9 protein-coding genes are annotated in these 12,776 nt (G+C 71.5%); 4 read left to right on the top strand and 5 right to left on the bottom strand.

What is annotated here, in order from left to right; genetic code table 11:
• The first annotated feature begins 37 nt into the window (after positions 1-37).
• Positions 38-2,317 (top strand): Hsp70 family protein, encoded by a 2,280-nt coding sequence (locus ACTOWY_RS22530; RefSeq protein ID WP_441311637.1) that lies wholly within the window; start codon positions 38-40, stop codon positions 2,315-2,317.
• A 130-nt stretch (positions 2,318-2,447) separates the two neighbouring features.
• On the opposite strand, the gene ACTOWY_RS22525 is transcribed toward ACTOWY_RS22530, so the two are convergent.
• From ACTOWY_RS22525 to ACTOWY_RS22515, 3 genes are all read right to left on the bottom strand, one after another.
• Entirely contained in the window at positions 2,448-6,149 is a 3,702-nt protein-coding gene (locus tag ACTOWY_RS22525; protein WP_441311636.1) for a S8 family serine peptidase, read from the bottom strand.
• Between the two features lie 112 nt (positions 6,150-6,261).
• Positions 6,262-7,065 carry an aminotransferase class IV gene (locus tag ACTOWY_RS22520; protein ID WP_441311635.1) on the bottom strand — a complete coding sequence of 268 codons (804 nt, stop codon included), beginning with the start codon at positions 7,063-7,065 and terminating at the stop codon, positions 6,262-6,264.
• 10 nt (positions 7,066-7,075) lie between these two features.
• Positions 7,076-7,672 (bottom strand): sigma-70 family RNA polymerase sigma factor, encoded by a 597-nt coding sequence (locus tag ACTOWY_RS22515; RefSeq protein ID WP_441311763.1) that lies wholly within the window; start codon positions 7,670-7,672, stop codon positions 7,076-7,078.
• A gap of 317 nt (positions 7,673-7,989) precedes the next feature.
• Between ACTOWY_RS22515 and ACTOWY_RS22510 the strand changes: the two genes are divergently transcribed.
• Both ACTOWY_RS22510 and ACTOWY_RS22505 read left to right on the top strand, forming a co-directional pair.
• Positions 7,990-9,147: an acyl-CoA dehydrogenase family protein gene (locus tag ACTOWY_RS22510; RefSeq protein ID WP_247758790.1), complete on the top strand. Its 1,158-nt coding sequence runs from the start codon at positions 7,990-7,992 to the stop codon at positions 9,145-9,147.
• A complete protein-coding gene (locus ACTOWY_RS22505; RefSeq protein WP_441311634.1) occupies positions 9,144-10,394 on the top strand; it encodes an MFS transporter in 1,251 nt (416 codons plus the stop codon). Before ACTOWY_RS22510 ends, ACTOWY_RS22505 begins: the two co-directional genes overlap by 4 nt.
• On the opposite strand, the gene ACTOWY_RS22500 is transcribed toward ACTOWY_RS22505, so the two are convergent.
• On the bottom strand, positions 10,391-10,528 hold the full coding sequence (locus ACTOWY_RS22500) for a hypothetical protein (RefSeq protein ID WP_247758788.1): 138 nt from the start codon (positions 10,526-10,528) through the stop codon (positions 10,391-10,393). The two genes, ACTOWY_RS22505 and ACTOWY_RS22500, sit on opposite strands and share 4 nt — an antisense overlap.
• Before the next feature lie 40 nt (positions 10,529-10,568).
• Here ACTOWY_RS22500 and ACTOWY_RS22495 point away from each other — a divergent pair, with 40 nt between their 5' ends.
• Positions 10,569-10,763: a DUF3046 domain-containing protein gene (locus ACTOWY_RS22495; protein ID WP_185002527.1), complete on the top strand. Its 195-nt coding sequence runs from the start codon at positions 10,569-10,571 to the stop codon at positions 10,761-10,763.
• A gap of 68 nt (positions 10,764-10,831) precedes the next feature.
• On the opposite strand, the gene ACTOWY_RS22490 is transcribed toward ACTOWY_RS22495, so the two are convergent.
• Positions 10,832-12,658, bottom strand: a complete 1,827-nt coding sequence (locus ACTOWY_RS22490) for a S8 family serine peptidase (RefSeq protein WP_441311633.1) — start codon at positions 12,656-12,658, stop codon at positions 10,832-10,834.
• Positions 12,659-12,776 lie beyond the last annotated feature (118 nt).

The following is a 12,776-nucleotide window of genomic DNA, read 5'->3' as shown; positions in this document are numbered from 1 at the left end:
GCATCAGCCTCCGCTGAAGGAAGGCGAGGGGAGAGCTGTGCGCGTCCTGTCCGTTGACCTGGGCACGTCCAACACCGTGGCGGTGCTGTCCGCACACGGCCTGCCGCCGCGGGTCATCGAGGTGGACGGCTCCGCGACCATGCCCTCGGCGGTCTACGCCAACGAGGACGGCACCCTGCTGGTCGGCCGGGACGCCGAACGGCAGGCGAGACTGGACCCGTCGCGGTTCGAGCCGAACCCGAAGCGGCGCATCGACGAGACCACGTTGCTGCTGGGCACCAACGTCATCACCGTCACCGACGCGCTGGCCGCGGTGCTGGAGCGGGTCGCCAAGGAGACCGCTCGGCAGCTCAACGGCGTGCTGCCGGACGAGGTGCGGCTGACCCACCCCGCGCAGTGGGGCACGGTGCGGCGCAACGCCCTGGTCTCCGCGGCGCGGCTGGCCGGGCTCGGGCCCAACCTGGTGCTCGTGCCGGAGCCGGTGGCCGCGGCCGCGCACTTCGCCTCCTTCCCGGACCGCGAACTCACCCCCGGGCAGGCGCTGGCCGTCTACGACCTGGGCGCGGGCACCTTCGACGTCGCCGTCGTCGGGGTCACGCCGACCGGGTTCACCGTGCTCGCCGAGGACGGCCTGCCGGACCTGGGCGGTCTGGACGTGGACCACGCGCTGCTCATCCACGTCGGCCGGGAGGTGTCCTTCCGCGACCCCGGTCGCTGGCAGCGACTGCTGCGCCCGGAGTCCACCGCGGACCGCCGGGCCCGCCGCACCCTGCTCGAGGACGTGCGCGAGGCCAAGGAAGCCCTCTCCCGGCACCAGCAGACCGAGGTGCCGATGCCGGAGGAGTTCTCCGACGTCCTGGTCACCCGCACCGAGCTGGAGGCGCTGATCCGCCCCAGCCTGCTGCGCAGTGTCGACGTGCTGTCCCAGACCATCCAGCGCGCCGGCATGTCGCCGGAGCAGCTCGCCGGGATCTTCCTGGTCGGCGGGTCGAGCCGGATCCCGCTGGTGGCACAGCTCATCGCGGACCGGCTGCGGGTGGTGCCGGTCAGTCTTGACCAGCCCGAGACCGCGGTGGCCATGGGCGCGTACCACGTGCCGCAGGACGACAACCCGCTGCGCACCCAGGACGTGCCGTCCGCGACGGCCCAGGGCCTGCAGACGGGCTCGGGCGTGCAGACGGCATCGGGCGCGCAGGCCGGGCAGGCCGGGGCGGCCGGATACGCCGCGCACGGCACGCAGGGCGAGCACGCGGGCCAGGCCGGGTACGGCGAGCATGCCGCGCAGGCCGGGTACGGCGCGCACACTGAACACGCCGCGCAGGCCGGATATGGCGCGCACGCTGAACACCCGGCGCAGTCCGGGTACGGCGCCCAGACCGAGCACGGGGCGCAGTCCGGGTACAGCGCTGCCGGGTACGCCGCGCAGCCAGGCCACGCCGGCTACCCGGCGCAGGGCGAGCACGCGGGGCAGGCCGGGTATCCCGACCAGACCGCGTACCTTGACCAGACGGGGCACACCCAGGCAGGGCACACCCAGACGGGGCATGGCACTCAGCCGGCGCACGTCACACAGTCCTCGCACGTGACGCAGTCGGCCACCCCGGCCCCCGGACTGCCGAGCCAGTCGCAGTATCCCGGGCAACAGCAAGGCTACGCCCAACAGCAGCAGTACCCGGGCGGTTATCCACAGGGTGGCGGTTATCCCCAGGCGGCCGGTGGTGGCAAGGGCGGCAAGGGCAACAAGAACAAGTTGCTGCTGATCGGGATCGCCGCGGCGGTGGTGGTCGTGCTCGGGGTGGTGATCGGGGTGTTCGCGTTCGGTGGGACGAAGCTGCCTACCGCGCAGGACTGCCAGTCGGTCGGGTCGGCTGATGACAAGGGCTTCACGAGTTGTCTGCGGCAACTCGCCGGAACCGTGGCCGACACCGGGAAATGCGCCAAGGGACCCGGGGTGGCCAACGTTCCGGCCGAGGTCGCGAAGTTGGTCGGGGCGCAGGTGAGTTGCAGTGTCAGCGAGGCGGACGGGCAGCAGGTGCAGGTGATCTACCAGCAGGCGTCGTCGCAGCAGTCCGCCGACATGGCCGCGGCCATGACCAAGCAGCTCGCGGGCAAGGGCGAGAAGGTCGAGGCGCCGTGGCAGGGCAACGGGCTCAAGGGGCACTACTCGGCGGCGGTGAACAACAGCACCGGGTGGGTGGTCTTCACCGTGGAGGGCAGGCCGCTGTTCGGGGCGGTCAACGTGACCGGGGCCAAGGCGGGTAACGCCAACGCGATGGCCGACCTGTTCGAGCAGAAGATCCAGCCGGGCACCAGCTGAGACCGGACGGCCGCGCTCCGGGGCGAGATGGCGGCCGTGGTTGTGGCCGGGATGGCCGTAAGCGTGGCCGTGGCGCAGTGGTTGTGGCTGGGACGGCGGCGTCCCTGGCTGGGACGCCGCCGTCGTCAGGTCAGCCGATCTCGTAGGCCTTGAGCACGGTCTGCTCGACCGAGTTCGTGCCGTCGGATGCCTTGCCCCGCAAGGACACGAAGCCCTTGGCCGGGTTCCGCACGGTCGCGGTCCAGCCGGTCGCGCTCTTGTCCACCTTGGCCTGCTGCCAGGTGGCGCCGTCATCCACGGAGTAGTCCACGGTCAGGCTGGTCGCCTCGGCCGGGCCGTCCTGCCGCGGCACCGTCACCGGGATGGCGAACTCCCGGTCCCCTGGCGCCAGGTTGCGCAGGTTCACCGGGGGTGCGTAGCGGACGTTGAACAGTGGCAGGGCGCCGGCCTCCACCCGGGGGATGCCGAAGGTCCACACCGAGCTGATCTTCGTGCTGGTGGTCCACCACGGCGCGTCCCGGCTGACGTCGGACTCCAGCCGGTACTGGGTGGCGCGTTCGCGCAGGAAGATGCCGCGGCCGGGGGCGTTGTGCCGGGCGACCTCCTTGCCGTCGGCGAACAGGGTGGTCGTGCCCTTGTCGATGCCCCAGCTCGGGTCGGCGGGCCTGGGGTGGCCTGCCGCGTCGGACCACCAGGGCACCGTGACGTCGATCAGGTCGGCCTTGAAGTGGGCCCACGGGTGGTTGTCGCCGACGCCGTTGCTGGTGGTGCCGGTGAAAGCCGGGCCGTTGACCGCCTTGTTCCACTCCTGGCGGTAGGACTTGCCGCCCTCCAGCTTCAGCTTGCCGACCAGGTCGCCGGAGGCGCCGTACCAGCCGCCGACGTTGATCTCCCAGTTGCCCGGCGTGTAGTGCTCGACCCGTTCGGCCGAGGCCACCGCCTGGGTGAACCAGTTGGTGCTCAGCCGGTCGCCGAGGGCCTCCACACTGGCCCCCACGATGGGCGGCTCAGTCTCGCTGAAACCGTGGTAGGCCATGGTGATCGCGGCCAGGTCGGCGGTCTTGACCGGGTAGTCCACCTTGGCCGGGACCTTGCCAGGGGAGGGGAAGGACAGCTCGTAGCGGTACTTGCTGCCGCGCCGCGTGGTCAGCGAGAGCTGCCCGCCGGTCTTGGCGTACTCGGCGAACTTCGGCCCATAACTGCCGAAGACCCGCACCGAGGGCAGCACCGCCGGGTTCTCCTCCTGGGCCAGCCGCGCGCCCGCCCGGAACGGCTGGTCGTCGGTGACGTAGAGCCCGGCGATCAGGCCACCGGCCGCCTTGATGTTGCGGATCCGTTGGTACACCTCGTCAAAGGTGGTCTGGCCGGGCAGCCCGATGACCACCAGCTTGCCCTTGGCATCGACCTTGGCCAGCTCCTCCACCGTGCCGCCACCGGCGTACACGCTGGGCAGCTTGGTGCTGATCGGGTCATCCGGCGAACCGCGCAGCCAGCCGACCGGGATCTCCTGGCGTTGCGCCCCTTCGGTGAACAGCTCCAGGTCGGGCTCCTCCAGCCGGAGGTTGTCCGCGTAGCTGAAGGAGGGCGAACCGGCCCCGACGGAATGGCTGTAGTACTCGGAGAAACGGGGGTTGAGCAGCCAGCCGAAGCTGTAGGTCAGCCCGTTGTCCTTGATCCGCTGCCGCATCTGGGACAGCCAGTACCCGCTGCGCGCGGCGGGCTGGTCACTGCTGACCTTGACCCGCTTGGCCTGCCTGGTGTCGAAGGAGACCGTCGCCGCCTTGGTGATCTTCACCTCGGGGTTGGCCACCATCGCGATGGTGGCATCAGCGCCCGGCCGCGGCGTGGTGATCGAGGCGATCGCGCTGTAGACGCCCGGCGGCACGCGGGTGCTGCCGGTGAAGGAGAGGTGGTAGCGCGCGCCGTCCTGCTGCCGCAGCAGCGTGATGTCGCCGTCCTGCGCCGTGGCGGGCTTGCCGTCCTGCCGGATTGCCTTGGCGTTGACGTCGTAGTGCTCGCCCTCCTCGTGCGCGCCGAGCAGCGAGCGCACCGTGGTGCTGCCGTCGGCGGCGGTGAGCACGCCGCCGTAGCTGCCCGGCTTGGCCGCCCGCGGGGTCAGCGTGACGCTCACCTCGGCCTTGCCACCGGCTGGGACGGTCACCGAGTTGGCGGACAGCTTGGCCAGCCCGGCAGGCGCCGGGTTGCCCGCGGTGTCGGCCAGGTCCAGCTTGAGGCTCAGCGTCAGCGGCGTCGTACCCGGGTTGGTGTAGGTCACCGTGCGGGTCTCGGCCTTGGTGCTGGGCCACTTCAGGAACGCGTTGAGCACGCTCGGGCTGGCCAGCGCCTTGGCGCCGACGGCCTTGCCGAGGTCCATCCGGCCGCCGCCGACGGTGAAGACCCCGTTGCCGGACACCGGAACCGCGGTGGAGACCAGCGCGGACTTGATCTGCTCGGCGGTCCAGTCCGGGTGCTGCTGGGCCAGGATCGCCGCGCCGCCCGCGACGTGCGGGGTGGCCATCGAGGTGCCGGATGCCTTGGTGTAGCGCTCGTTCACCGGGGTGCCCATGGCCGTGCCGGTCGCCCGTGCGGCCACGATGTCACTGCCCGGCGCCGCGATCTCCGGCTTCACCGCGCCGTCGCCGACCCGCGGTCCCTGGCTGGAGAAATCGGAGCGGCCGCCGCCCTTGGTGACACTGCCGACCGTCAGCGCCAGGTCCGCGCTGGCCGGTGAGGACACCGAGCCGGGGGAGCCGAAGTTGCCCGCGGCGATCACGAACAGCGTGTTGTGCTTGCGGGACAACGTGTTCACCGCCTGCGCCATCGGGTCCGAGCCGTCCGTTGGCCCGCCGCCGAGACTCATGCTGATGACCTTGGCCTTGACCTCGGCCGCGGCCCACTCCATGCCCGCGATGATGTCGGCGAAGCTGCCGCTGCCGCCGTCGTCGAGCACCTTGCCCACGGCCAGGTCGGCCTCGGGGGCCACGCCCTTGAACTTGCCGCCCTCGGCCGCGCCGGAGCCGACCGCGGTGGCCGCCACGTGGGTGCCGTGCCCGTCGCCGTCCTTGACGTTGCCCTTGCCGCTGAAGTCCTTGCTGTGCTTGACCTTCCCGGCCACATCCGGGTGCGTGTCGTCGATGCCGGTGTCCAGCACGGCGACCGTGGTGCCCTTGCCGGTGAACCCGGCCTGCCAGGCCGCGGGCGCGCCGACCTGCGGCACGCTGGTGTCCAGGTTGGCCTGCGCCTTGCCGTTGAGCCAGATCTTGCGCGCGTTACCGGCCAGCGTGCCCGGCCCCTGGTGGGTCAGCTCGCGCCAGAACTCGGCGGTGCTGGACTTGCGGTCCTCCACCGCGGCCATGTTCAGGCTGGGCAGCTCCCGGCGCACGGTCGTGCCCGGCAGTTCCGCGGCACGGCGGGTGGTCGCGGCCTCCGGGTAGTGCACCAGCAGCGGCAGCGCCGGGCTGCGCGCGTCGTCATAGCCCTGCCGGATCAGGCCGGTGATGTTGAACAGCTCGCGGTCCAGCAGCCCCTCGCCGATGAGGCGATCGGCCTTGTTCGGCACCAGATACCAGTCGGTGCGGCCGTGCTGGGTGACCGGGAACTGCTGGTAGCCGAACGCGGTGCCGTCGGCGACCGGTTCGACGGTCAGGCTCCAGCTCCCGTCGGCGCGCTGGCCCGCGCGCACCCGGTCGCCGGTGATCAGTGTGACCTGGTGATGCGTCCCGGCTCCCGGTGTGGCGCCCGGCGCGGCGGTGGCGGTCGGCGCCACCGCCAGCGTGGCGCTCACCGTGGTCAGTGCCACCAGTCCGGCCAACGTCCGTGATCTTCGGTTCATCGTTGGACCCCTCGGTAGGAATGGGGCGGATGTGGATGCCCCTTTCCCTTAGTGGCCGAAACTTGGTGAGAGTTCCACTTTTTCCTGCGATCGACCGACATCCATTGGCGGGTCAGACCTGGTCCCAGGGAGCGAGTTCGTAGGCCAGCCGCAGCAGGTCCATCAGGTCGGGGTCGACCGCGAACTCGACCTCGTCGACGCAGCTCAGGGCGCGTGCGCCGGTGGTCGCGTTGGTGAAGAAGGCGGCCCGGAAACCGGGTAGATCGACTAGTTCCACCGGGCGGAGCGTCTCCGGGACGCCCAGCGTGGCCAGACCGCGGCGCAGCAGCTGGTAGGCGATCCCGGGCAGCACGTCCGCTTCCGGCCACACGATCCGCTCGCCGTCGAAGAAACCCAGGTTCCAGATCGAGCCCTCGCTGAGCCTGCCGCGCTCATCCAGGAAGACCACGTCCGCATAGCCGGCCAGCCGGGCCAGCCGCTGCTGCTGGAACAGGCCGAAGGTGCCCACGTGCTTGAACTCCGGCGCGTCCCGGGAGTAGCGGACGGTGCGGGTGCGCAGCGGCGCGGTGGCGACCTCGGGGGCCGGGCGGATCAGCACCAGCACCCTGGAGTCGATCGGATCGCCGAGCCCGCCCCAGCTCAGCTCGGTCGGGAAGACGTTGATCCGGGCGTTGACCGGGCCCGGCAGGCCGGAGAGTGCCTGCCGCAACAGGGTGCGCACCCGGTCGGTGTCCAGGGTGGTGCCGAACAGCGACTTCGTCGCGTTGCCGAGCCGGTCCAGGTGCAGGTCCAGCCCGCGGACCCGGCCGTCCACCGCGGTCATGCCGGTGAAATGGCCGTAGTTGACCGTGGTCGTGGTCAGCAGCTCCTCGACCGTGGCCGGTCGTCCGTCGATCTCGGCGCGCAGCACGTGCATGCCGCCGAGACTAGGACGACGCGCGCTTTTGTCTGGTCAGCAGGGTGCGCAGCCGGCTGATCGCGCGGTGCTGGGCCACCCGCACCGCGCCGGGCGTGGACCCGACCGTGCTGGCGGTCTCCTCCGCGGAGAGCCCGACGACCACCCGCAGCACCAGGATCTCCCGCTGCTTGGGCGGCAGCACGTCCAGCAGCTTGCCCATCTCCGCGGACAGCTCGCGGTAGAGCGCCAGCTGCTCCGGCCCGCCCTCGGTGACCACGGTGTCCGGCACCTCGGGCACCGGTTCGGAGAAGTTGCGCGCCGCGTGCCGGTAGGCGTCGGCGACCTTGTGCCCGGCGATGCCGTAGACGAAGGCCAGGAACGGACGGCCCTGGGAGCGGTAGGTCGGCAACGCGGTCAGCACCGCGAGACAGACCTCCTGCGCCACATCGTCGGCCGAGGCGTAGGAACGCTCCTGACGGCCGATCCGGGTGCGGCAGTAGCGGACCACGATGGGCCGGAGGTAACCCAGCAGCCAGGACATCGCGTACCGGTCGCCGGCGATGGCCGCCGACACCACCCCGTCCAGTTCGCTGTCCTGGGTTTCCGGCCGGACCGGGGTGAAGATGGTGCTCGTGCGCCTGGCGATGTCCCGGCGTAACACCCCGCCGAGTCCCCCAAGGGAATGCGCCTGTGCGGACACTGTGGAGTCCCCTCTCTACTCGCCCCAGCCGACACGATTCCTGCGTTCGGACGAACTCTTGCTTCAACTTTCGACTTGTTCTGTGACGCAACGCACGGTGCGACGGGGCCGGAGACGGAATGTGATGTCTCCGGTCCAAACCGTTACCTGAATGGCGGGCGCTCGTTGCCCGTTCGGTCGCGCCGTGGCCGGGCACCGCTGGACGGTTCCGCGCTGGTGGGCCGCGTGCCACGATCGAAGGCATGGAGCGTCAGCTGTACGAGGCCGAGCACGAGGCGTTGCGGGCGACGGTGCGGGAGTTCCTCACCAGGTCGGTGCTGCCCCATCACGAGCAGTGGGAACGGGACGGCATCGTCGCGCGCGAGGTCTGGGAGGAGGCGGGCAAGCTCGGTCTGCTCGGCATCGACATGCCGGTGGAGCACGGCGGCGGGGGCGAGTCCGACTACCGCTTCTACGCGGTGCAGGACGAGGAGATCGTCCGGGCCGGGGCCACCGGGCTGGGCTTCGGGCTGCACAACGACATCGTCGGGCCGTACCTGCGCGAGCTGACCACGCCGGAGCAGCGGCAACGCTGGCTGCCGGACTTCTGCGCGGGCAAGCTGATCACCGCGATCGCCATGAGCGAGCCGGGCGCGGGCTCTGACCTGCAGGGCATCCGCACCTACGCCCGCCGCGACGGCTCGGACTGGGTGCTGTCCGGGTCCAAGATCTTCATCACCAACGGCATCCTGTCCGACCTGGTCATCGTGGTCGCGCGCACCGATCCGGAGGCCACCGGCAGCAAGGGCCTGAGCCTGCTCGCGGTGGAACGCGGCATGCCGGGGTTCGAGCGCGGGCGGAACCTGGACAAGATCGGGCAGAAGGCCCAGGACACCGCCGAGTTGTTCTTCGACGAGGTGCGGGTGCCCGCGGCCAACCTGATCGGCGAGCAGAACCGCGGCTTCTACCACCTGATGCGCTTCCTGCCGCAGGAACGGCTGTCCATGGCGGTCGGCTCGGCCGCGGCGGTGCGCGCGATGCTGGATCTGACCGAGCGGTACGTGCGCGAGCGCAAGGCCTTCGGCCGCTCCATCGGCGCGTTCCAGAACACCCGGTTCGAGCTGGCCGAGATGGAGACGCAGTACTGGGTCACCCAGACCTTCGTGGACCGGTGCGTGCTCGACCTGGTGGCCGGGAAGCTCACCGCGGAGGACGCGGCCATGGCCAAGCTGTGGGCCACCGACATCGACCGCAAGGTGGCCGACCGCTGCCTGCAACTGCACGGCGGCTACGGCTACATGCGCGAGTACCCGATCTCCAAGTACTTCCTGGACGGGCGGGTCCAGGCGATCTACGGCGGCACCAACGAGATCATGAAGGAGATCATCGGCCGGTCGCTCCGGCTGGACGGCGACGGGTGAGCGCTCCGGCGCCCGCGGTGCAGCGCCGGGTGCTCGGGGTGCTCACGGCCACCCAGGTGCTCGGCGCGGGCGGGGTGGCCGCGGGGGTGGCGGTGAGCGCGCTGGCCGCGGCGGCGCTCTCCGGCAGCGCCGCGGTGGGCGGACTCGCCGCGACCGCGCCCACCATTGGGTCGGCGCTGCTCGCGGTGCCCGCCGCGAGCCTGGCCGATCGGCGGGGCAGGCGGCCCGCACTGGTGCTGGGCTACGGGATCGGCGCGCTCGGCGCCGGACTCGCGGTGCTGGCGCTGGCCGTGCACAGCTGGCCGCTGCTGCTCGGCGCGCTGATCCTCTTCGGCGGCGGCTCGATGGCCGGGCTGGCCGCCCGCTACGCCGCCACCGACCTGGCCGCCCCGCACCGCCGGGCGCGGGCGCTGTCCGTGGTGGTGTGGGCCAGCACCGCCGGGGTGGTGGTCGGCCCCAACCTGGCCGGACCGGCCGGTCAGGCGGCGGGTGGGCTCGGCCTGCCCGAGGCGGCGGGCGCCTACCTGGTGACGGCGCTGGTGTTCCTGGCCGCCGCGCTGGTCGCCGGGCTGGGACTGCGCCCCGATCCGCTCGTGCTGGCCAGGGAATCTGCTGGTGACGCGGGGTGCCCGATGCACGGCGGCGTGCTGACCGTGCCCTCCAGGCAACGCCGGGCCGCGGCCTGGCGGCAGCTGCGCGGGCAGACCCGGCTGGCACTGGCCGGGATCGTGCTCTGCCACGCCGCCATGGTCGGCTTGATGTCGATGACCCCGGTGCACCTGGACCACGGCGGCCACTCGCTGGCCGTGGTCGGCGTGGTGATCAGCCTGCACGCGGCCGCCATGTACGCGGCCAGTCCGCTCTTCGGCTGGCTGGCCGACCGGCACGGCCGGGTGCCGGTGCTGGGCCTGGGCGCGGCGCTGGTGGTGGCCGCGGCCGGGATCGCGGGCACCTCGGACAGCGCGGACGCGCCACAGCTCGCGCTGGCACTGATCCTGCTGGGTTTCGGCTGGTCAGCGGGGGTGGTCTCGGGTTCGGCGCTGCTCACCGAGTCGGTGCCACTGGCCGAGCGGCCCAACGTCCAGGGCCTGTCCGACCTGCTGATGAACCTGGGCGGCGCGGGCGGCGGCGTGCTGGCCGGGGTGCTGGTGACCGCCGGGTCCTACGCGGCGCTGGGCCTGCTGGTGGGCTTCGCCGCGTTGCCGCTGCTGGTGATCTGCGCGCTCAGGGCGCTACAGCCCGCTTAGTCCTCGTCGTCGCGCTTGCGCTTGTTGCGCAGGTACCGCAGGTTGATCACGATCGCGCCGATGAGCGCGGCGATGATGATGATCGTCGCGAGCGGGGAGGACAGACCGGTGGGGTCGTCGCCGAAGTCGAGCACGCGCCGAGCCTACCGGGGTCGCGCCGTAGGCTGGTCGGCAATGAGAAACACGGTGTTCCGCAGTCTGATGGCCGAGGAGTTCGGCGAGGTGCGCGCGGAGATGCTGGCCAGGGACCACGTCTTCTCCGCACTCGGCGGGCTGACCGCGGACCAGGCCCTGGACGCGGGGATCTCACCCAAGCAGGTGTGGCGCGCGGTGTGCGAGGACCTGGACGTGCCCCCGGAACGTCGCTGACCCGCCCGGAGCAGGGACCGGGCGGGTCAGCGCACTACTTCATCCAGTGGGTCGGGTGACTGCGTGGATCAGAAGGTCAGGCTCCAGGAGTCGATCTTGCCGGTGTCGTAGGCCGCGACATCCCGCACCCGCAGCTTCCACACCCCGTTGGCGACCTCAGCTGAGGCGTTGACGGTGTAGGTGGCCAGCACGTTCGCCGCCGAGTCGCCCGAGGAGGACGCCTTGAGCGGGTACACCGTGCCGTCCGGGGCGAGCAGGTCGACCACCAGGTCGCCGCGGTAGGTGTGCTTGATGTCCACCGCGACCTTGAGCGCGCTGGAGGCGTTGCCGGTGCGGCCGGCGACGGTGATCGAGGAGGTCACCGCGGTGCCGCGGTCGGGGATCGCGACGTCCTCGGCGTTGCTGAAGGTGCCTGCGGGCGGCGGGGTGGTGCCGCCGATCGCGGCCACCGTCTTGGCGGCGTCGGCCAGGCCCGAGCCACAGCCGCCGGTGCAGGTGCCGGGCAGCGGGCGGGCGTTGTCCTTGATCAGCTGCTCGACCGTGGCCGGGGACAGCGTCTTGTCCTTGCCCAGCATCAGCGCGGCCAGGCCGGCGATGTGCGGGGCGGCCATGCTGGTGCCCTGGTACGGCTCGTAGTTCTCCGCGCCGGGGGTGGTCGCGCCGGTGTTCAGCGTGGACCAGATGCCGTTCTCCGGGGTGGTGATGGTGCCAGGGGTGTCATTGGCCCTGCGGGTCTCGCCACCCGGGGCGGCCACGTCGACCTTGGCGCCGTAGTTGGAGTACCAGGTCCGGTTGCCCTCGCGGCTGCTCGCGGCAACCGAGACCACGTTGCCGCAGCTGGCCGGGGTGTAGCCGGCCACGTCGTCGTTGCTGTTGCCCGCGGCCACGACCACCGTGGTGCCGCGACCGACCGCCGAGTTGATCGCGTTCTGGTAGGTGCTGGAGCAGCTGGACTTGCCGCCGAGGCTCATGTTGATGACCTTGGCCGGGCTCGGGTTGGCCGGGACGCCGGAGACGGTGCCGCCGGAGGCCCAGGTGATCGCGTCGGCGATGTCGGAGGTCGCGCCGCCGCACTTGGCCAGCACCCGGATCGGCTGGATCTTGGCGTTGTAGGCGATGCCAGCGATGCCCTTGGTGTTGTTGGTGGAGGCGGCGATGGTGCCCGCCACGTGCGTGCCGTGCCAGCTGGAGTCGGTGTCCTTGGCGGGCACCGGCTGGCCGGCGGCGTCGGTGCCGCACTCGCCGCGCTTGACCCAGTCGCCCTCGTCGGCCGGGTTGTTGTCCCGGCCGTTGCCGTCCCTGGCGCGGGCGGAGTCGGCGACGAAGTCGTAGCCGGAGACGATGTTGCCCGCCAGGTCGGAGTGCGCGACGTAGCCGGTGTCGATCACCGCGACGGTCACCCCGGCGCCGGTGGTGGCGTCCCAGGCGCCGGGCACGTTCATGCCAGCGGTGGCCTCGAACAGGTCCCACTGCCGGTTGTACTCGGTGTCATCCGGCCCGGCCAGCGGCTGCATCATCAGGTCGGGTTCGACGTAGGCGACCTTGGGGTCGGCCCGGAACTCCTCGATGGTGCGCGCGGCGTCGGCCTTGGTGTTCTTGCCACCGAGGTCGACCACTGCCGCGCCGGTGGACAGGCGGCGGTCCAGCCGCAGGTTCTTGCCGACCCGCTCGGCCTTGCCTCGGGTGTCGCTGGCGGCGGCGTCGTCGGAGGAGGACTCCAGGGAGCTGGACTGGTAGCCGACGATCAGCCGCTCGAACGGGCGCTCGGTCACCGGCTGACCGGGCTGGGCCCCGGCGGGCGCGGCCTGGGCGGACAGGGGCAGCAGCATGATGCTGCTGGCCAGGGCGGCGGGCACGGACGCTGCGGCCAGCGCCGTGCGGAACACACGGTTCACAGGGGTTTTCCTTCCAAAGCAGGGGACTCGGAAGGTAGGCATTGGTGTGACCGCCAGCACAGGCTTGTTCGCGGCTGTTTTACGTCAGCACCGTGTTCACGCCATTACTCGATCACGC

Origin of the sequence: Crossiella sp. CA198 (assembly GCF_052078295.1) — a bacterium.
In the GTDB taxonomy this organism is placed as follows: Bacteria; Actinomycetota; Actinomycetes; order Mycobacteriales; family Pseudonocardiaceae; genus Crossiella.
The sequence above is the reverse complement of the archived record's forward strand: the minus strand, read 5'-3'. Positions and strand labels throughout refer to the sequence as shown.